The sequence below is a fragment of the Acetobacterium bakii genome, assembly GCF_001263355.1.
Lineage (GTDB): Bacteria > Bacillota > Clostridia > Eubacteriales > Eubacteriaceae > Acetobacterium > Acetobacterium bakii.
In genome coordinates this window covers 16,027-36,301 of sequence record NZ_LGYO01000052.1, presented here as the reverse complement: position 1 = coordinate 36,301, position 20,275 = coordinate 16,027, and the positions used below count along the sequence as shown (strand labels likewise).

26 protein-coding genes and 1 pseudogene are annotated in these 20,275 nt (G+C 40.5%); 25 read left to right on the top strand and 2 right to left on the bottom strand.

Features of this window, described 5'->3' with window-relative positions; genetic code table 11:
* Positions 1-21 precede the first annotated feature (21 nt).
* From AKG39_RS20150 to AKG39_RS17035, 4 genes are all read left to right on the top strand, one after another.
* Positions 22-189, top strand: a complete 168-nt coding sequence (locus tag AKG39_RS20150) for a hypothetical protein (protein ID WP_160316215.1) — start codon at positions 22-24, stop codon at positions 187-189.
* Between the two features lie 360 nt (positions 190-549).
* The gene (locus AKG39_RS17045) at positions 550-1,200 is read left to right on the top strand and encodes an AP2 domain-containing protein (RefSeq protein ID WP_050741602.1); all 651 of its coding nucleotides are present in this window, start codon (positions 550-552) and stop codon (positions 1,198-1,200) included.
* Between the two features lie 254 nt (positions 1,201-1,454).
* On the top strand, positions 1,455-1,949 hold the full coding sequence (locus AKG39_RS17040) for a GNAT family N-acetyltransferase (RefSeq protein ID WP_050741601.1): 495 nt from the start codon (positions 1,455-1,457) through the stop codon (positions 1,947-1,949).
* 217 nt (positions 1,950-2,166) lie between these two features.
* Complete coding sequence (locus AKG39_RS17035; protein WP_050741600.1) at positions 2,167-2,541, top strand: MmcQ/YjbR family DNA-binding protein; 375 nt, start codon at positions 2,167-2,169, stop codon at positions 2,539-2,541.
* A gap of 290 nt (positions 2,542-2,831) precedes the next feature.
* On the opposite strand, the gene AKG39_RS17030 is transcribed toward AKG39_RS17035, so the two are convergent.
* The gene (locus AKG39_RS17030; RefSeq protein ID WP_050741599.1) at positions 2,832-3,203 is read right to left on the bottom strand and encodes a VOC family protein; all 372 of its coding nucleotides are present in this window, start codon (positions 3,201-3,203) and stop codon (positions 2,832-2,834) included.
* A 550-nt stretch (positions 3,204-3,753) separates the two neighbouring features.
* Between AKG39_RS17030 and AKG39_RS17025 the strand changes: the two genes are divergently transcribed.
* The 11 genes from AKG39_RS17025 (at position 3,754) to AKG39_RS16980 (ending at position 11,764) form a co-directional block, all read left to right on the top strand.
* The gene (locus AKG39_RS17025; RefSeq protein ID WP_050741598.1) at positions 3,754-4,176 is read left to right on the top strand and encodes a DUF3795 domain-containing protein; all 423 of its coding nucleotides are present in this window, start codon (positions 3,754-3,756) and stop codon (positions 4,174-4,176) included.
* Positions 4,160-4,324, top strand: a complete 165-nt coding sequence (locus tag AKG39_RS20145) for a hypothetical protein (RefSeq protein ID WP_160316214.1) — start codon at positions 4,160-4,162, stop codon at positions 4,322-4,324. The genes AKG39_RS17025 and AKG39_RS20145 overlap by 17 nt, the downstream gene beginning before the upstream one ends.
* A gap of 185 nt (positions 4,325-4,509) precedes the next feature.
* Positions 4,510-4,944: a GNAT family N-acetyltransferase gene (locus AKG39_RS17020; protein ID WP_050741597.1), complete on the top strand. Its 435-nt coding sequence runs from the start codon at positions 4,510-4,512 to the stop codon at positions 4,942-4,944.
* 149 nt (positions 4,945-5,093) lie between these two features.
* Positions 5,094-5,687 carry a Crp/Fnr family transcriptional regulator gene (locus AKG39_RS17015; RefSeq protein WP_050741596.1) on the top strand — a complete coding sequence of 198 codons (594 nt, stop codon included), beginning with the start codon at positions 5,094-5,096 and terminating at the stop codon, positions 5,685-5,687.
* Positions 5,688-5,751: 64 nt separating this feature from the next.
* Positions 5,752-6,552, top strand: a complete 801-nt coding sequence (locus AKG39_RS17010; protein ID WP_050741595.1) for an SDR family oxidoreductase — start codon at positions 5,752-5,754, stop codon at positions 6,550-6,552.
* A gap of 120 nt (positions 6,553-6,672) precedes the next feature.
* Positions 6,673-7,149, top strand: a complete 477-nt coding sequence (locus AKG39_RS17005; RefSeq protein ID WP_050741594.1) for an NUDIX hydrolase — start codon at positions 6,673-6,675, stop codon at positions 7,147-7,149.
* Positions 7,150-7,266: 117 nt separating this feature from the next.
* A complete protein-coding gene (locus AKG39_RS17000) occupies positions 7,267-7,722 on the top strand; it encodes a VOC family protein (RefSeq protein WP_050741593.1) in 456 nt (151 codons plus the stop codon).
* 152 nt (positions 7,723-7,874) lie between these two features.
* Positions 7,875-8,816, top strand: a complete 942-nt coding sequence (locus tag AKG39_RS16995; protein WP_050741592.1) for an alpha/beta fold hydrolase — start codon at positions 7,875-7,877, stop codon at positions 8,814-8,816.
* A gap of 245 nt (positions 8,817-9,061) precedes the next feature.
* Complete coding sequence (locus tag AKG39_RS16990; RefSeq protein WP_242852655.1) at positions 9,062-9,706, top strand: serine hydrolase domain-containing protein; 645 nt, start codon at positions 9,062-9,064, stop codon at positions 9,704-9,706.
* A 91-nt stretch (positions 9,707-9,797) separates the two neighbouring features.
* On the top strand, positions 9,798-10,250 hold the full coding sequence (locus tag AKG39_RS16985; protein ID WP_242852654.1) for a MarR family winged helix-turn-helix transcriptional regulator: 453 nt from the start codon (positions 9,798-9,800) through the stop codon (positions 10,248-10,250).
* A gap of 128 nt (positions 10,251-10,378) precedes the next feature.
* Positions 10,379-11,764, top strand: a complete 1,386-nt coding sequence (locus AKG39_RS16980) for an MATE family efflux transporter (protein ID WP_050741591.1) — start codon at positions 10,379-10,381, stop codon at positions 11,762-11,764.
* A gap of 10 nt (positions 11,765-11,774) precedes the next feature.
* Here the strand turns inward: AKG39_RS16980 and AKG39_RS16975 are convergent, their stop codons facing one another.
* A complete protein-coding gene (locus tag AKG39_RS16975; protein ID WP_050741590.1) occupies positions 11,775-12,146 on the bottom strand; it encodes a VOC family protein in 372 nt (123 codons plus the stop codon).
* A gap of 328 nt (positions 12,147-12,474) precedes the next feature.
* Here AKG39_RS16975 and AKG39_RS20810 point away from each other — a divergent pair.
* The 10 genes and pseudogenes from AKG39_RS20810 to AKG39_RS16930 form a co-directional block, all read left to right on the top strand.
* Positions 12,475-12,552 (top strand): annotated as a pseudogene (locus AKG39_RS20810) (virulence RhuM family protein); the annotation flags it as partial.
* A gap of 55 nt (positions 12,553-12,607) precedes the next feature.
* The gene (locus tag AKG39_RS16970; protein WP_050741589.1) at positions 12,608-12,802 is read left to right on the top strand and encodes a hypothetical protein; all 195 of its coding nucleotides are present in this window, start codon (positions 12,608-12,610) and stop codon (positions 12,800-12,802) included.
* Positions 12,799-14,694 carry a sensor domain-containing diguanylate cyclase gene (locus AKG39_RS16965; RefSeq protein WP_050741588.1) on the top strand — a complete coding sequence of 632 codons (1,896 nt, stop codon included), beginning with the start codon at positions 12,799-12,801 and terminating at the stop codon, positions 14,692-14,694. The genes AKG39_RS16970 and AKG39_RS16965 overlap by 4 nt, the downstream gene beginning before the upstream one ends.
* A 120-nt stretch (positions 14,695-14,814) precedes the next feature.
* Entirely contained in the window at positions 14,815-15,354 is a 540-nt protein-coding gene (locus AKG39_RS16960) for a GNAT family N-acetyltransferase (protein WP_050741587.1), read from the top strand.
* A 385-nt stretch (positions 15,355-15,739) separates the two neighbouring features.
* A complete protein-coding gene (locus tag AKG39_RS16955; protein WP_050741586.1) occupies positions 15,740-16,330 on the top strand; it encodes a hypothetical protein in 591 nt (196 codons plus the stop codon).
* A 31-nt stretch (positions 16,331-16,361) separates the two neighbouring features.
* Complete coding sequence (locus AKG39_RS16950; RefSeq protein ID WP_050741585.1) at positions 16,362-16,826, top strand: GNAT family N-acetyltransferase; 465 nt, start codon at positions 16,362-16,364, stop codon at positions 16,824-16,826.
* 119 nt (positions 16,827-16,945) lie between these two features.
* The gene (arr, locus tag AKG39_RS16945; protein WP_050741584.1) at positions 16,946-17,695 is read left to right on the top strand and encodes an NAD(+)--rifampin ADP-ribosyltransferase; all 750 of its coding nucleotides are present in this window, start codon (positions 16,946-16,948) and stop codon (positions 17,693-17,695) included.
* 393 nt (positions 17,696-18,088) lie between these two features.
* A complete protein-coding gene (locus AKG39_RS16940) occupies positions 18,089-18,403 on the top strand; it encodes a TfoX/Sxy family protein (protein WP_083439637.1) in 315 nt (104 codons plus the stop codon).
* Positions 18,404-18,594: 191 nt separating this feature from the next.
* Positions 18,595-19,371 (top strand): M56 family metallopeptidase, encoded by a 777-nt coding sequence (locus tag AKG39_RS16935; protein ID WP_050741583.1) that lies wholly within the window; start codon positions 18,595-18,597, stop codon positions 19,369-19,371.
* 9 nt (positions 19,372-19,380) lie between these two features.
* The gene (locus AKG39_RS16930) at positions 19,381-20,265 is read left to right on the top strand and encodes a hypothetical protein (RefSeq protein WP_050741582.1); all 885 of its coding nucleotides are present in this window, start codon (positions 19,381-19,383) and stop codon (positions 20,263-20,265) included.
* The last annotated feature ends 10 nt before the right edge of the window (positions 20,266-20,275 follow it).

Here is a 20,275-nt window from a genome sequence, read left to right as displayed (position 1 = left end):
AGAGTTGCTGCATCGACGAGCATGGCCCAGTTCTTTGATCGGAAGGAATTGCTTCCGAAGACTGTTCGGTTTACGATTTTTAGTGAGTTTCAATTTGAAAGGAGAACGAAAATGAATGAAAATAATCTGATTGAGAATACTGAACTGAAAAGCCTGCCAAACATTGGCAAAGAAATGGATAACGATTAAAGAGAGACCTGTCCCTGACACTAACTTATAAGCTTAATCTTGAGGGTACTAGGTAGTGTGGCGGTGCCAGGCACATTTAACTTAATGTAAGATAGAATCTTTTTAATTTGGGAAAAAATTCGCTCTAAAAGCTAAGGTGTTACACTTGGTGATTTGATTTGTATTGATTACAGTTGGAAAGAACTGCATCTATACTCTCAAACATTATATGAGCTGTCAGAAAATGTATGGATAAGTCACCATCCAACGCTACTGACATTGAGTCGGACGATATTAACGTCAGAGACACTGTTTCTTTCGTTTGGGAGATAAAGTTATGGAATAAGACATGACTAAACCGGTATCATGAGGGAGATAATAATGCCACCACGAAAAGATTTAAAAAATCAACGCTTCGGACAACTTGTTGTCCTAGAACTAGCGGACAAAATAGGGAAAGATACACATAGAGCATGGCTTTGTCGCTGTGATTGTGGAAATGAGATCATATTACGTGGGTATCTCCTAACGGGCAGAAAGAATACTCATTGTGGATGCTTATCCAAAATTAAAGTTAACATGTTGGGAAAAACATATGGTCGTCTTACAGTTATTGGATTTGCTGAAAATGATAAGTACCAAAATGCCCAGTGGCTTTGTCGCTGTGAATGTAGAACTGAAAAGATTGTTCAAGGTGCAGCCCTTCGTCGTCGTGCCATTCAAAGTTGTGGGTGTTTAAAACTTGAGCAAAATGCGGCAGATATGCAAGGTCGCCGGGCAAATGATCTTGTGGATGGAACCTCTCTTGGTAAAATTAGCAGTTCTACCTTGAACTCAAACAATATTTCAGGGTGCAAAGGTGTGAGTTGGAATGCTAAAACAAGTAAATGGATGTCCAATATCACATTGCAGAAAAAGCGAATGTATTTGGGATCATTTGCTAAGCTACAAGATGCAGTTGAAGCCCGGGAAAAGGCAGAAGAGATTTATTATGCTCCAATTATAGAAAAATTCAGGAGCATGTCAATTTAAAGATAAAGTCCGGGAGGTCTGAAATGAGATATATCAAAAAATATCTAAGTATTCTTTTTTCGTAAGCCTCCGTGCCAGGCACAACTTAACTTATGGACTTAACTTATCGTTCCGTGTCCCGAGGTTCGAATTATCAATTGCCCCAAGATTAGTCTCCCATTTTTAGCTCCCGGTCACCGGGGCTACGTCAAAAACCGGGAGATAAATAGACCTAATGTGCGCTTTGCGTCAATTCTTCTAAAGGAGAAAAACCGATGAAATGTGAAAAAAATCTAAAGACAACCATTATCTATCGCAGCGGTGATGAATCGCTGCTGGATGACATCCAGGCGCTGTGGGAAGCGTTAAACCTGAATCATCGTGACGCTGCCGTAATTTTTAAGTCACACTATGAAAACTTCACTTTCGAAATGCGCAAAAAAAATCTGCTCCAGAAGGCCAAAAATGGGCAAATGCGAATTGAAATTGCGGTTGATCAGGAAACCGCCCAAAATGTCGGGTACTGTATTTCCCGGGTCGAATTTTCCGGTGATGCTGAAATGGAATCCTTATATGTGCAGGACGACTATCGGGGACTGGGCCTCGGTGCGGCGTTGTTAAGCAATGCCATTGCCTGGATGGATGAAATGGGGGCGCATACTAAAACCGTGTCAGTAGCGGGGGGCAATGAAAAAGTCTTCAGCTTTTATGCACGTTTTGGGTTTTATCCCAGAAAAACCCTGCTGGAGCAGATAAATGGACGTGAATAAGGCTGCGGTGGCCAGGCACACTTAAGAGCTCCAGTGCCAGGCACACTTAACTTATTGACTTAACTTATCGGGGACGATTCTTCCCGTTAACACATGGGACTGAGGTTTTGTGCACCATCTTCTAACGGTGCCGGTCTCAACTTAACTTACTAAGCGCTGCGGGAAAGATAACGATAAATAAGGAGATGTAAATGAAACCTTGTGAAAATGGGATCAGCTGATTGAACAAACAGCTTTAGAGCTGCCGGGAACAATCCGGGACTATCAGCCGGAATGGGATGCCGTCCGATATTTTATTGGCGAGTTGATGTTTGCCATGCGCGGTGAGAACAAGAACGGCGACTCACTGTTGACCCTCAAGCTGCCAATCGGCGATGGTGAAATTCTCCGCTCCCGTTATCCGGATATTATTCCCGGCTATCATATGATTAAACAGCATTGGAATTCGCTTCTGCTTGCCGGCGATGTCCCGGAACCGGTTTTGATCGACTGTATCCAACTGGCTTATCAGACCGTGTTTATGAAACTGACGAAAAAGAAACAGCGGGAAATTGTGGAAAGCAGTCCCGCTGCCAGGCTACACTTAATTTAAGATCGTCCGGTTGGTTAGGTCTTTGGTGGTACCTGCAAGGACGTTTGGGTTTTCTAGGTATAGCGTTCACCTCATTTCTCCATTACAAAAGCCCTCACAGGAAAACCCATGAAGACTTTTGTAATTATATTTAGTTTTAAATGACTAAAATTTTAAGTAATATATCAAAACAACGTTGAGTGACTTCCTACACGATAGAGCATCAATGCTAGAAGGATACCTGTACCTGACACCAATATATACAAGCTAACAGTACCTGTAAAGATTTCCGTTTTATCGGTCACCTCAAATTATTGTTTCAGCAATACTTCTATAAACTGAATTTTCAATCCATTGGGATCGGCGATATAGAAAAACTTTAGATGCGGATTAGGCTGAAAAGGACCGCTGTGAAGAGCAATTCCCTTTTCGTTAAACATTTTCATGGTTTCGTCTAAATTGTTAACTTGAAAACCCAGGGAAATATCTTCGCCAATGCTGACTTTTTCAATGGCCTGGTTGCAAATCAATTCTACCTTTGTTTCACCCTCTCCTAAAAATGCCAGTTCGACCCCTGCTTCGGCGTTAAGTCTTCTGTTAAATTTAAGTCCCACGATTTCAGTGTAAAACGCTAACGATTCATCCATGTTATTAACCATTACTGTTACCCAAGAAAATTTCATCATTATTCTCCTTAAATTTTTGATTTATTACAATCATTACTTTTATTATAATCGTTTTCCTTTAATTCTACCTTTTCACCATTCAGTAACCAGTTCATTGTCCGTACCGCACATAATTTTCCGCACATTGTACAGCTATCTTCATTTTCGGGGAGCTGAGTTATTAAGCTAGGATTTATTATTTGTGATTTCAGTGAAAAAATTAGAATTTTTGTCATGATGTCAAAAAAATTTATTATTTAATTGTAAACAAAAAGGCGATATTTACCACATTAAATGTTTTGAAATCTTGAAATATTGGCGTATAATAAAAAGTATAGTTTTAAAAGAAAAAGATGCAGCAGCGGTATATCGAATACTGTAAGCAAACTGGAGGATGCAATGAAAATGATGAACCTAACCTGAGCGCTGACGTGATTCGACTGATAGAAAGCCCCAACTGGTACACAACGGATTCCCAAAAATAGCGGTGCCAGGCACACTTAATTTATAAACACACGTTTGTTTTGTAATTTTTATCACTACATTATTAGAATGAAAGAGGTATACCATGAAACCAATCATCGCAGCTTGCGGAAATGATTGCAGCGTATGTCCCCGCTTTATGCCAAAAACAGCCGCTGAATTAAAAGCCACAGCAGAACTGTGGTACAAAATCGGATTTCGGGACCGTGTTGTGTCCAATGATGAGATTAAATGTTGGGGGTGTACCCTTGCTAATTGGTGCCGCCATGAAATTATTGCCTGCACCGCCAATCGAAAAATTCAAAATTGCGGTGAGTGCGGGAATTACCCCTGTGAAAAAATAAAGCAGGCTTTTGTAAACACGGCGCGCTTTGTTCCGGATTACTGGGAATACTGTACCGAAGCAGAGTTTGCAGTTATGGAAAAAGCTTTTTTAGAAAAACAAATCAATTTGGACCGATTAGCGGAAGAGTGCAAGTTGTCTCTAAGACATGAAGAAAATGACTAAAAGGATCATGAAAATTGGGAAACGACGGATTACTATTTTTTCAGAAGATGATGCCAGCAGTGGTGCCATTATTTACATTCACATGGCTTCGACAGACATGGAGCAACTGGTAAAAAACTGGACGGGGTGGAGGCAGTTCTGGCGATGACGATTATCCCTATGCCGTGCCGCTGAGCTATGTCTATTTCAACGAGCGTGAGACCTGTGTCTGAGAAACCTCCGAAAAACTCTCTTTTCTGTAAAAGCATGAAAGTTTGATGATTCTCCTAAAGCTGTCGGTGCCTGGCTCAACTTACATGCCCGTGCCTGACACTAACATATAATGAATCGCTGTTGGATGACATCCAGGTGCTTTGGGAAGCGTTGAACCAGCATCATCGTGACGCCGCTGTGAATTTTAAAGCTCACTATGAAAAGAATACCTTTGAAATGCGCAAAAAAAATCTGCTCCAGAAGGCCAAAAATGGCCAAATGCGAATTGAGATTGCGGTTGATCAGGAAACTGCCCAAAATGTCGGGTACCGTATTTCTCGGGTCGGATTTTCCGGTGATGCTGAAATGGAATCCTTATATGTGCAGGACGACTATCGGGGGCTGGGCCTCGGCGAGAAGCTGTTAAGTAATGCCATCGCCTGGATGGATGAAATGGGGGCGCATACTAAAACCGTATCAGTAGCAGTGGGCAACGAGAAAGCCTTCAGCTTTTATGAGCGCTTTGGCTTTTATCCCAGAAAAACTTTGCTGGAGCAGATAAATGGACGTGAATAAGGCTTCGGTAGCCAGGCACAATTAACTTAAACTTGGTTTTCAATTTTGACAAATTGCAGCCGACCAATACCGTTTGATGCTCACCGTTTGTCACATTATGCGAAGGCACAGGAGAAAAAATGCAACTATAAATGAATAGGGAGACATCGATGGGAAATACCGATAGTTTGTGGATGAAACTTTTGAGAAGTACTGGAATGGTTTTAGATGATGATAACATTGCGCTATTGCAGAATAATTTTATACTTAAGTTAATAAAAAAAGATCATTTCTTTTTACAGGAAGGTGAGAAATCCAGAGAAATCGGGTTTATCATGAAGGGTCTTTTTCGATCTTATTACATCGATAAGAGGGGGAATGATATCACAAAGTATTTCTATGCGGAAGGTGGAACGCTCTTTTCTTATTTGGCTTACCTGTCTCAAAAGGAATCGACCTATTGTATTCAGGCTTTGGAAGACAGTGAGCTTCTGGTTATGAAAATTGAAGATTTTGAGAGAATCGTAGATGGTAACTATGAGCTGCTTTTATTTTACAAAAAAATGATTGATAATGTCCTTGTTGCAAAAGAGGAACACGCAAACAGTTTTAAATTATTAAATAGTGTCGATCGCTATAAACAATTTCTTGCAAAATATCCGGATTTGGAAAAGCGTCTCAAACAGTGTCAGCTAGCATCCTATTTAGGAATCACCCCGGTGTCACTCAGCCGTATACGAAAAAAATCAAATCTTATCAAATGATAATGCGGATAAGCTTCAGATGACTTATGATGATGCCTAAGTTTATTAATGGAGGTTGAAAGAAATGAAAGATGGACGTGTTGTTTTGATTACGGGATGTTCGACCGGTATTGGACGGGAACTTTGTGAGGTTTTATTTAATGCTGGACATAAGGTTGTGGCAACAGCTAGAAATGCTGACAGCTTAAAGGATTTGTCGGCATCGTTGAAGCTGTTCCTGGATGTGACGAAAGAGGAGTCGATTCATGAAGCAATAAATGAAGTGGTTTCACGATTTCACAAAATTGATATACTTGTCAATAATGCGGGCTACTCAATGAGAGGTGCACTGGAAGAGATCGACGTAAAGCTTGCCAGAGATATGTTTGATGTGAATGTTTTTGGGATCATTCAGATGGTTCAGGCAGTGGTGCCGGAAATGCGCAAGCAAAAATCCGGTAAAATCATAAACATCGGATCGATTTCGGGGAAATTTACTCAACCGATTAACGGAGCCTACTGTGCATCAAAATTTGCAGTAGAAGCTTTAAGTGATGCATTGCGATTAGAATTGCACAGCAATAATATTCAGGTTACCGTTATTGAACCGGGACCAATGAATACAAATTTCTTTAAGACGTTGGACAACAATTCGAATGCTCTGACATCAGATGCAAATTCATATTATGCACGTTTTTATGAATCAGATGCGAGTAATATGAAGAAACAAAAATTAGCAGAATCGAAAAAAGCTGCAAAAACCATCAGTGATATCATTATGAAAGGCAGGTTGAATGCCCGATATCAGGTTGCGGTTCCTTTTTCATACAACATGATTACACATTTTCCTGATTCCCTAAAAGAATACATTTTGAAAAATAGGTAGAAGTGGTGGGTGACTAAAATGTGTGACCGGTGCCTGCCCCTTAACTTATTTCACTTAACTTATTGAGATAACTCGGACATTTACATTAACGTGTAACTAAGATGCAAGGAGGTAAAAACGATGCAAGCGGACTGGTTATTTAGGAACGAAAATTACATCTGTAACTTTAGAAGTGTTGGTGTATTAATAAGAAACAATAAAATTCTGGTGCAACGTGACAAGGATGGTTTGGAATATGCTTTACCAGGAGGACATGTCAAAATCGGTGAATCTTCGATTGAAGCAGTGATTAGAGAATATCGAGAAGAGACCGGGGCGGATATTATCTGCGAAAGACTGATCTGGGTGGAAGAATGTTTTTGGGAATGGGACAAAAGGCTGACAAATACAATTGCATTTTATTATTTGATAAGCTTACGGGACAAAACGGATATTCCGGATAATGGCGAGTTTGCTTCCCAAAAAGATAATTGTAATGTTGTATTGGGATGGGTTCCTTTGGATGAGCTCAAGCCATTGACAATATACCCTTCATTTCTAAAAGAAAAAATATATGATATAAATGATTATACAGAACATTTCATAACAAAAGAATAATCTGACAATTTGTTGTGCAGATTATAGAGTGACCGGTGTCTGCCTCTTATTATTCAACTTACTTATTGAGATAACCAAGGGAGAAAGTTATCAATTTACAAGAAAGAAGGAAAAACCATGAAGTGCAAATTTACTCACACCAACATCATCGCCAAAGATTGGAAAAGGCTCTCCCAATTCTATCAGGAGGTTTTTGGATGTGTACCGGTTCCTCCGGAGAGGGATATGCAGGGAGACTGGATTAATCGGCTGACTGGTCTTAAGGGGGCACATGTGCGTGGGGAACATCTCCGATTACCGGGCTATGAAGACAAGCTGCCCACACTGGAGATTTTTTCCTATGACGATTGGGTCGACGGGGGAATACCTCAGATTAATCGGACTGGCTTCGGGCATATTGCCTTTGAAGTGGATGATGTAGATGCTGTACTCAACGCATTACTGGCTGCCGGCGGTGGCCAGATTGGAGAACGGATTGTGGCCGATTATCCAGGCAACGTGGTGGCAACCTTCGTTTATGCCACGGATCCTGAAGGCAATATTGTGGAACTCCAGAACTGGGGAACCCGCTAATCAATATAGTGATACCACTTTCGGTGCCAGGCACACTTAACTTACTAAGCGCTGCGGGAAATTGCAAAAAGTAGCCTCGCTGCCAGGCTACACTTAATTTAAGATCGTCCGGTTGGTTAACAACCTGATAATAAATTTACAGGAGGATTATGATGGCATTTGAAGAAAGAAGTTTCAGATCATTTAACGAACAGGATACAATCCAGGCTTGGATATACAAGCCGATTCGCAAACCCCGGGGAATTGTCCAGATTGTCCACGGTTTTGGTGAACATTCGCGACGTTATCTCCATATGATTCTGAAGCTCAACGAGGCCGGGTTTGTGGTTGCGGCCGATGATCATGTCGGACATGGCAAAACCGCCGCTGAATCGGGAAATTGGAGTGACTGGGGAGATAAAGGTTACATGACGATGGCCGAAGATGAACACAGCCTGCGCCAATTGGTTCAGGCCGAATATCCGGAGTTGCCTTATTTTATGTACGGTCACAGCATGGGCTCGATGATTGCCCGATCCTATGCCGCCGCCTATGGTGAGGGCATGGACGGGTTGCTGATCTGCGGAACCTCGTCGGTTTTTCCAAAGACTGGGGAGCTGACTGCGGCACTGCAAAAGTGTATCGACGAGGGCAAAGGTGAAGAAATCGATCCCAGTTATCTAGGGGTGCTTTTTGAATGGATGACGAACCGCATCACTAATCCCCTGACTCCCAATGATTGGATATCTGGCGATCCGGATATCGTCGCTGATCATGCCAATGATCCCTTCAACAATTTCACCAGCCCGCCGAATATTCGTTCAACCTACGATTTTATCATGATGATTGATAGCATTATCGGTACCCAGTGGGCCGAGAAAGTTCCAGCGGTGATTCCGGTTTATAATATTGCCGGCGATCAGGATCCAGTGGGCCTTTACGGAGAAGGTGTCTATGCGGTTTCAAGCTGGCTGGCGGAAACCGGAAATCAGGTCAAAACCAAGCTTTATTCCGGGTATCGTCATGAAATCCACAATTATCGGGATATTCGCGACGAGGTCGAAGACGGCATGATCGACTTCATCAATGAGATCATTGCGGTTAAGGACAACTGATTTAAAGAGAAGAAGTAATAAGATTAACATCGGGTCGTTTTGATCGTCATTGCCAGAAGGCCTTTCGCAACCTGTGACAAACGAAACGATCCTAACAAGCTTACATCAAAGAATGAGGCGATGATAAATATTTAAATAATGACACGATTCTGTTGTAAATTAAATACCGTCATAATAGTAAAATAAAGCGAACCGGTTAATCGGGGTTATATGAAATATGGGCAAGTTATTAGAGGATGTCAATGATGAATATTAATTTAAATGAATACTTTAAAAAACAAAAAAAATTTAGTGGCAATGTCTTGTTATCAAAAAATAATGAAATTATATTTAATGAATCATATGGATATTCAAATAAGGAAAAAGGAATAAAAAATACACCTCAAACAAAATTCATGATTGGCTCGATGACAAAGGCAATAACGGCCTTATGTATTATGCAGTTATCAGAAAAGGGGATACTTTCAACACAACAGCATATTGACGATTATCTTCCCGACGTCTACCAGGGTCACGGCATTACAATTCATCATCTGCTAACGCATACTTCTGGGACACCGAACTACTTTATGCTAAGAAAACAAATAAAATGGGGCGAACATCACACCCCCCAAGAAATACTGCAAATTGTAAAAGGTTATCAATTGAAATTCCCTGTTGGTGAAAAATGGGCGTACAATATCACTAATTATCTTATTCTTGGCTTGATCATTGAAATGGTTTCGGGAATGAATTTTCACCAATATGTTAAAAATAATATATTTATTCCTGCTAAAATGAATCATTCAGGTTTTATTGATGAAGAACAAAAAAATGTCGCCATTAATTATATTAACGGTGAAAAAGGGTTCTATATGGATCCATCAATATTTTTGCTAATTTTAAATTGAAGAAAAATATTTAAAATTTAACATTGACAAGGTAGAGTTCTACCTATATAATAAAGACAGGAGTCAACTTATTATGAAAGGAGTGAATGCAATGAAGCGTGATGATATGATTCCCCATGACTTTTACATTAAAAATATAGCTCATGTGTTACGTTATAAAAACGATCAAAAGCTAGCAGCATATGATATTACTGAGCCACAAGTACGTCTTTTGGGACACATTGATGGAGCACAAAGATCTGGGCAGGAAATTAGCCGCAGATACTTGAGTAGAGCCATGCAGATTTCCGGTCCATCTGTAACAAGCTTGCTTAACAGTCTTGAAAAGAATGGATTTATTATACGCCGTTCGGGTAATGAGGATGGTAGGACTATACTGATCGAGCTTACCGAAAAGGCGAAGGTGCTTCTTAATGAAATGTCCAGTATTCTCAATGCAATAACGGATGAACTACTGGTCGGATTTTCAGAGGAGGAGAAAGTTACCTACCTAATATTTCTAAAACGAACTTATGATAATTTAGGAATAGAATCACACATATAAAACAGTACTTATTTTTTGATAATATAAGTAGAATTCTACCTATGTTATACCGACACATTATCTAAATATTGAAACAAAAATCGGAAAATAGGTATAATTGAACCTATAATTAAAAGAGGAGATTTATAATGGAAAACACAAAAAAAGACTCAATATATTATCTTGAAAAGGCACCTGTGCCGAAAGCAATCGCCCATATGGCAATACCCATGATTTTAGGCATGGTTGTTAATATAATTTATAACATTACAGACGCTTACTTTATTGGAAGGCTGGGGAGTACATCCATGCTAGCATCCGTTACCCTTGCGTTGCCATTTACAACCATTCTCATGGCGATTGGAGAAATTTTTGGAACGGGAGGGGGCACATATATTTCCAGATTGTTAGGCGAGGGAAACATTGAGGGTGTTAAAAAAGCTTCGTCAGTAAATTTTTATCTTTCTCTACTTTCAGGAATAGCATTTATGTTAATTTGTCTCCCAGTCTTATCTCCTGTACTGAAAGTGTTAGGAGCTACGGGAGAAACGTTGTTCCACACAAAAGACTATATCCTTGCTTTCGCAATCGGAAGTCCATTTGTAATCGCCAATTTTACATTGGCGCAAACGGTCAGGAGTGAAGGCGCATCAACAGAATCCATGATCGGAATGATTATCAGTGTAATTGTCAACATAATTCTTGATCCGATATTTATATTCCTTTTTCATATGGATGTGATGGGGGCCGCCGTAGCAACTGTTATCGGCAATGCCTGTGCCGTTGCATATTATATTTACTATCTCAAAAATAAAAGCCCTGTTCAGAGTGTTAGCGTTATAGATTTTAAACCTACTAAAGAAATAATTTTTAGCATTTTTAAGATTGGTATGTCCGCTTTCCTGCTGTCTAGCTTTTTAATTGTGTCAAGCCTGATGTTTAACAATTATGCAGTCCTATATGGCGACTATGTTGTTGCGGCTTTTGGAGTGGCAAACCGTGTATGTCAAATATCAGATTTTATTGGTATGGGTATATATATGGGAGTTATTCCGCTGATTGCGTTTTCTTACGCTTCCAACAATACGGAACGATTGAACGAAGTTTTGAAAACAACGGTACTATATCTAATCAGTATTATTTTGGCCATTGCAGCTGTCTTATTTGTATTTCGCACTCAGGTTCTTGAAATATTCAGCACTGATAAAGATGTTATAACTGTTGGCGCTACAATTCTTGCAGCTTTATTGATCTTTACCTTGTTTGCAGGCATATCAGGTTTTTTTACCAGTATGTATCAGGCATTTGGAAAAGGCGTTCAGTCTAATATTATGTCCGCCGTTAGAGGGGTTGCCCTAATCCCGATTATTATTATTGGAAACAATCTATTTCAATTAAACGGGGTAATGTGGTCTATGACAGCCGCTGAAATAGTCGCCTGTACCGTTGGCGTAATTTTGTGGATTTCATCCAAGAAAAAAATCATGAATACCCCGCTGAAAGAACGCATAACATTTAACCCTGACGAAATATAATATTTTTCAATTATTGTTTCAGCAATACTTCTATAAACTGAATTTTCAATCCATTGGGATCGGCGATATAAAAAAACTTTAAATGCGGATTAGGCTGAAAAGGACCGCTGTGAAGAGCAATTCCCTTTTCTTTAAACATTTTCATGGTTTCGTCTAAATTGTTAACTTGAAAACCCAGGGAAATATCTTCGCCAATGCTGACTTTTTCAATGGCCTGGTTACAAATCAATTCTACCTTTGTTTCACCTTCTCCTAAAAATGCAAGTTCGACCCCTGCTTCGGCATTAAGTCTTCTGTTAAATTTAAGTCCCACGATTTCAGTGTAAAACGCTAACGATTCATCCATGTTATTAACCATTACTGTTACCCAAGAAAATTTCATCATTATTCTCCTTAAATTTTTGATTTATTACAATCTTTACTTTTATTATAATCGTTTTTCTTTAATTCTACCTTTTCACCATTCAGCACCCGGTTCATTGTCCGTACCGCACATAATTTTCCGCACATTGTACAGCTATCCTCATTTTCCGGTTTAGAATTCTTGTCATGATGTCAAAAATATTATTTAATTGTAAATAAATAGGCGATATTTTCTACATTAAATTTTTTGAAATCTTGAAATATTGGCGTATAATAAAAAGTGTGATGATTTTAAAAGAAAAAGAGGCAGCAGTACGTCAAATATCATCTGGTAAAGCCAGACTCATCTATGTGAGTTATTCCAGCGGGATAAATCGGTTATTTCCAGACATATCAATAATATATTTAAAGAAGGCGAACTGGATTAAGAGTCAACTGTTGCAAAATCTGCAATAGTTCAAATAAAGGAACTCGAAAACAGTGAATCATCAAGCGGGTATAGCAAGACATGTCGGTGTCAATAAAACCGTCTCCCTTTGCGCAATTAATGGTATAATAAGGGTATTTCAGACAGAAGACATGCTGACAAAAAAAGAACAACTTAGAAGACCAGAGCTGCGTAAAGAAGATAAAACATCCATTAACGACAACAAGAAAAGAGGATGGTTAAAATGATTAGCAAAGTCCTTTCTATCAATCAGATTGAAACACTTAAGAAATGGCTTCAAACGGAAGAAATAAAAAACCAAACAAAGCATTCTTTGTCCGTGTTCGTGCAAATATTTTCAGCCCGGAGTGATCCCCAATGGCTAACAGAAATCGAATCTGCGATTCGGGTTGTTGCACCGCTGGCGGTGATTGTCGGGAGCAGCACCATGGGGGAAATTGGCGAGGGGCGATTATTAACGAACACTTCCGTCATTTCCTTTGTATTTTTCAAGAAGACCCTTGTGCAGGGTTTTTTTGTCGATATTAAAAACCCGGACGAAGCCGTTGTGGGAAAAAGCTTTTCGGAAGAAATTGAAAGCAGATGCCAGAAGATTGGCGGGGTTTTGTTGCTGGCAACCTCTTCTTCAATAGATGCTTCTAATTTTCTAAAAGGTTTTTCCGCGGGCAGAAGGGGGACCTATCCGGTATTTGGCGCCGGTGCCGGGGTTTACGAAGGCGAGCAGAAACCAATAGTCTCATTGAATCATCAATTCTCATCAAACGGGGTAGTCGCGGTGGTCTTTATGGGTGATGACATTGACATTGTGGTGCATACTTATTTAGGTTGGGAACCCCTGAGTAAGGAACTGACACTAACAGAAACGAACGGATTGTGGTTAAAAACAATTGATGATCAACCGGCTTTTGAGGTGTATCATCGGTATCTGAACATTCAAGACGATGAAGACTTCTTTTTGAATGTACTGGAATTTCCCCTGCTCGTAGAAAGAAACGGGATTGTCTATGCAAAAACGCCGATTGAAGTCAAAAATCGTCATGCAATAAAATTTATTGCCGATATTCAACAGGGCGAATCGGCTCGGATTGGCTATGGGAATCCAGCAAGGATCATTAAAAATGCCAGGGCTATTCAGGACCGGGTTCAAGCCTTTAATCCGGAAGGGATTTTTATCTACTCCTGTACCTGCCGTCGATTTCTGCTTCAGAATGAGGTGGAGCTGGAAACCAAAGACTTTCAAACCATTGCCCCGACCGCCGGTTTTTATACCAATGGCGAGATTTACTCCCATGAAGAAACGGTGATGTTGCTTAATGCCACCATGGTGGCGGTGAGTATGAAAGAAGGGGCGGGCAAAGCGCATGAAGAGGTTCTTGAAAAAGGGCTAGTTGAACCAATAACAGGGAAACCATTGATTTGGCGAGACAATCGGATGATTTCCCGACTGGTAAATTTTATCGGGAAAGTCACCGCCGGAGGAGTCCGCAAAGCGTCTGAAAATGGGCTTGAAAAGTCGATCGATGAACCAACCATGGTCGATCCCTTTAACCGCCAGAACAATCGAATTATTTCCCAACTCGTTAATTTTATTAAGGTGGTCACAGAAGAATTGGAAGTGGCCAACCAGGAGGCCACACGGTTGGCTGAGCGGGATTACCTCACCCAGGTCTACAATCGCTTGAAAGGTCATGAATTTTTGCAGAATGAAATGGTTCGGTGTAATCGTTATGATCTGGAATGTGCCATTATTATGATCGACGTCGATTTCTTTAAAAAGGCCAACGATACCTATGGCCACAATATTGGCGATGCGGTTCTGATTCAGCTGGTGGAAATACTAACGCAGGAAATCAGAGAAGTTGATGTGTTGAGTCGTTGGGGTGGTGAGGAATTTCTAGTTATTATGCCGCTAATTGATGAGGAAGGGGCAAAAAATGCAGCGGAACGGTTACGGGCTGTTGTCGAACGGACGCTGTTTACCCAAGGTCTCAGACAGACTGCCAGTTTTGGAGTGGCCACCTATAAAAAGGGAGAGTCGGCGGAAGCTTTTATTGACCGGGCTGATAAAGCCCTTTACGAAGCAAAACAAAAGGGCCGGAACTGTGTCGTGTCAAAGTGATGGATGCCTTGAAAGTAGCCGGGATGAAATGGTGGGAGACCAACGGGCTTCGCTGGCCGTGCAGGAAGACAATTATGCCCTGAAGCGGATAATGGGAATATAGAGATCTGGAGAGTAAAATTGAAAAATATAAAAACAACACAATTAAATTTAAGACCTTTGACAATAGCGGATACAAAAGATGTATATACTTATTCAAAGAGTCAGAATGTGGGGCCACGGGCAGGATGGAAACCTCATGAAACTATTGATGAAACTGAAGAGATCATGTCCATGCTTTTTATTGGAGCAGAAAACATCTGGGGAATTGAGATGGACAATCATGTCATTGGGTCAATCGGATTGATTGAAGATCCGCATCGTGAAAATGATCAGGTCCGAATGTTGGGTTACGCCTTGGGAGAAGATTACTGGGGTCAGGGAATCATGACGGAAGCAGCCAGAGCAGTCTTGGACTATGGTTTTAATACACTTGGCCTGGATCTGATTTCGGTGGTTCATTATCCATCCAATGAAGCGTCCCAGCGGGTTATTGAAAAATGCGGTTTCTTTTATGAAGGAACAATCCGACAGGCAGAAAAAATTTATAACGGTGAGATCCGGGATGTGAAGTCCTATTCCATCACTAAGGATGAGTTCGATTGCGCCAATTTTGAATAAATAATCATCACTGGATGTTCTTATGATGAGGGGACGTTTCGTTTGTCATACTTTTTACTACATGTGTACCAGCAATCAGTGCTACAGCTTCGTCGATTTTCAAAGGAAAAGCGAGATCGCGTGCCAACATATTTTCTGTCCCAACTGGTATGAGATATCACAGACGTTTTCTTAGAGAGAGCAACAGTATTTTTGACGTAACGATCATCATGAATACAGAAACAGATTACCCATATTAAAAAAACATGGGTAAAAAATCAAAAGAAATACCCATGTTTATTGCAACTGGAAAGAAATACCCATATAATTAGTGAAAGAAATTAATGCGCTGATCTGAGTCGAAAATGGCAGAAAATTTTTATGGATTAAGAAGGTGGAAGCAGCGGTGACAAATAAAAATACAAAATCAATGCGAACGGACTATCAGGCAATTTTTGAAAAAGCCTATCATTTGATGGATGAAGCGATCATCGCGGGTAATTGTGGTGAATTATGCGGCTATCATTGTTGCCGCCGTAACGACGCCGACGGTAAGCGATTGGGCATGTATTTATTACCCCTCGAATATGAATATATGCAATCTGAGGTCGTTGCCGATTACGATCTGCACAGTCATCTACAGTATAATATGCCCCCTAAAATCAAGAAATATTATTATATCTATTGCCATCTGGCAGAAGGTTGCCTCAGAGACCATCGTCCCATTCAATGCCGGACCTATCCCTTTGAACCCCATATCGAAAATGGTGAATTCTCAATTGTGATTGAAAAAGAGCAGCTTCATGGCTGTGTCCTGATTGAACGCATGCCAGAGTGGCGCCAGGCCTTTATCGATGGGGTTTATAATGGGTGGCTTGAACTGATGAAGATCCCAATCATTAAATATAACATTGAATATTTTTCAAAAGAGCGCATCGCTGCAAATAACATTATGAAACAATATCCTTTTTCCCATGAGACTATTGCGACAGTATAATCAAATCTTAAAATTTAAAGGAGTCAATCATATGGCAACCATTATTTACCGTAACGGCGATGAAGCCATGCTGGATGACATTCGGGAGCTGTGGGAAGCCTTGAATCAACATCATGGCCATATTTCTGAAAATTTTAAATCCCACTATGAAAATTTTTCTTTTGAATCGCGAAAAAGAAATCTGCTCTTGAAGGCCAAAAATGGGCGATTGCGAATTGAAGTGGCGGTTGATCAGGAAAATATGAAAAATGTGGGGTACTGTATTTCTCGAATCGAGTTTTCTGGGGATGCTGAGATGGAATCTCTTTACGTAGCGGAAAACTACCGTGGCTTGGGAATCGGCGAACTGCTCTTAAGCAATGCCATTAACTGGATGGATGAAATGGGGGCGCACACAAAAACCGTATCGGTGGCTGTCGGCAACGAAAAGGCTTTCGGCTTTTATCAGCGGTTTGGATTTTATCCCAGAAAAACACAACTGGAACAAGTCAAATAGCGTGGCAATTATAAAAAATAAATGGATAATAAGTGACCAATTCCTAACGGTAAAGTTTGCGAAGTTGAATTTCTGGGTTTACTCATAATAACAATCAATTAATTTGGAGGTAAGATTAAATGGATATAAAATTTGATCCAAATAACGTCGTTATTAAACTCTGTATGAGTGGAATGAGATTGGAAGATAGTGGAGACAATGAAAATGCAATCACGATGTTTCATAAAGCATGGCACGAAGCAACAGACGACTATGAAAGATTTATTGCAGCTTATCATTTAGCTCGTCAACAAAAGATTATTACAGTTAAATTGAAATGGATGGTAACATCATTACAGTGTGCCCTAAATATAAATGATGATAATGTTAAGAGTGCATACTCAACGTTATATTTAAACATTGCCAAATGTTATGAGGAGTTGTGTGATTCTGATAATGCAAAAATAAATTATGAATTGTCAAATTCATATAATGGTGCGCCTTCTGATGAAGGGCCATTTTATCATGGGACAAAGGCAGATTCGCAGGTTGGTGATTTACTGACAGCGGGTGGAAATTCAAATTACAAACCGGGGCTTAAAATGAACCACATTTATTTCACTGCTAATGTCAATAGCGCTGGACTTGCAGCAGCATTAGCAAAAGGAGAAGGCAGAGAACGCGTTTATATAGTAGAACCAACCGGTGTATTTGAAAACGATCCAAATGTTACTGACAAAAAATTCCCTGGTAACTTAACACGTTCATATCGCTCACAAGAACCTTTAAGAATTATTGGTGAAGAAACAGAGTGGACGAAACTGACAACTACAGAGCGACGCAAATGGCGTGATAATTTAGCGAAAAACAAGGGCGAAATTATTAACTGAACATATTTCACGATCAAGGTGATGGTTCTTTTGTGCAGATAGCTACTTTTAAAACCCGAAAAAACTGTCCCTACATTCTAGGAAACATCAGAGCCAAGCAATTTCAAGGAAGCGTTATTCAGAAAATGAATGGCGTTTTTTTATATGTGTAAATAATTCAGGCGCACAGTTTATAATTATTACATTTTCAGGGAGCTGCGTTATAAAGTTGGTAGTTATTTGCGATTTCAGCAAAAATAATTGCAATTTTTGTCATGATGTCTATAATATTATTTAATTGTAAATAAAAAGGCGATATTTTCCACATTAAATGTTTTGAAATCTTGAAATATTGGCGTATAATAAAAAGTGTGGTATTAAAAGAAAAAGAGGCAACGGTATATCGAATACTATATGCATACTCGAGGACAGTGCGTTATAATTTTAAAGGAGAATGAAAATAATCTGATTGACAAGACTGAGCTGACAAGCCTGCCAAACATTGGCAAAGAAATGGATAGGCAGCTTCGGGCCGTTGGGATCAATACCCCCGCGGAACTGGCTGCGACGGGAAGCAGGGAAGCCTGGCTCAGGATCCGCGCCATTGATGCATCGGCCTGTTATAATCGGCTGTGCGGGTTGGAAGGTGCCATCCAGGGCATTCGCTGGCATTATTTAGATGACAGTCTGAAAAAAGAATTGAAAGATTTTTATGAAGCCAATCGATAATACCAGTTACGTACTGATAGTGACTGGCTCAAAAGTGTCTGGTTCTATCTGAAAGATCCCCTAAGCAGCTGAACTGCTACAAAATCAATCTGGATCGCTACGATAAAGAAAACGTTTCCAAAAACACTGACGGTACTAGCCTCAACTTAACATAGACACAGCAACTGATTGCCAAATACTGGGAGGTAAAAATGTTTGAAAAGATATTCATTGAAGTCCTAAACATGAGCTTTATCGGGAGCATCGTAATTCTGGCCGTTCTCGCGGCCAGATTACTATTAAAGAAAGCGCCGAAGCAATACACTTACCTGTTATGGTCAGTGGTATTATTAAGACTGATAATTCCCTTTTCCTTTGATAGTGTGATCAGTCTTCTGCCGTTCAATCCCAATCCGATCCCGGCCAATTTTTTAACCACCGAAACGCCACAGGTTATCACCGGCATTGCTTTTGTTGATGTGCCCATCAACAACGCGTTGCCGCTACCGGAAGTCATTCCCGGGATTAATCTTTTACAGACTCTGATTTTTATCGGCTTCATTATTTGGATCATCGGCATGGCAGCCCTGCTGATTTACGGTGCTGTATCCTATGTCAGAATGAAGCAACACCTCAAAGGGGCAACCATTAAAAATGGCAAGCTCTTCATTTCCAGCCAAGTCATGACACCCCTTATCCTGGGGCTCATCAAACCTAAAATCTATTTGCCGGTAAATCTGGATGAAACTGAGAAAGAACACATCGTAGTGCATGAACAGACCCATATCCGCAGATTTGATCATGTGATCCGTTTTGTCAGCTATTTGGTTCTCTGTATCCACTGGTTTAATCCTCTGGTTTGGGCTGCTTTTTATTTCAGTGGCAAAGATATGGAAATGGCCTGCGATGAAGCAGTGATCAAGCAGTTGGGCGATGACCTAAAAAAAGATTATGCGCAGTCCTTATTAAAGCTGGCAACGGACAAATGAAATCGCCCCATGGCTCCATTAGTTTTGGGCGAAGGCGACGCAAAGGGAAGAGTCCGAAACATCCTCAATTTAACGAAGCCAAAGTTCTATGGCGTTGCCGCAGCGGTGGTTATGGTCGCTGTTATGATGGTCGGACTGCTCACGAATCCTGCGGACAATGGGGTATGGTTAACGGAAAATGAGATTGTCGATACCTTTGCCGCCCATGATCTGGCGATGGCCAAAGACAGCGGCAAAAACCCTGCTGATTATGCCATAGGCGGTATTGAACCGGCAATCTACCGGTTCAAAGACTATGATGGGACCTTATATCTTTATATTTTTGACAATCTGGATAAAACAAAGAGTAAAATTCACCTTTGGCCATTTGGTGGATCTGAAAAAATTGAATTCGATGGATCGATCTCGACCTTTGATTCGAAAAATGCGTCCTTTTTTTTAGAAGCACCGTTTGGCAATGGCGACATTCTGGATGCCAATGAGGCCAGCGAATTTGCTAAGCTGGAGAACGCCATTTCGGATACGGTTTTTCGGTATTTAAATGATGGCAAAACAGTTGTTTATCATGGCGAGAGCGAACACTGGCGCGGAACCTATCAGTTAAAATACTATAATAACCCGATCACGTATGAGGATGGACTATTGCATATGGACAGCGATAATTGGAATACTTATCAGCTAGCCTATATTGGTGATGATCTGGAAAATGTTGGCGACGACATCTCATTTGAATTTAATCAAGGTTTTGGCGGTACGGGAGTAAGACTGAATGACGCAGGGATTGCGAATTTAGGAAGCAGTGGCGGTAATGGCGGGGGGTCTAATCCTCCTCAGGATGTTACCCTGACCGTCAGGTGGAATGGTCAGGAAGAAAGTTTTGCTCTGCAGCCTTGAACAATGAACT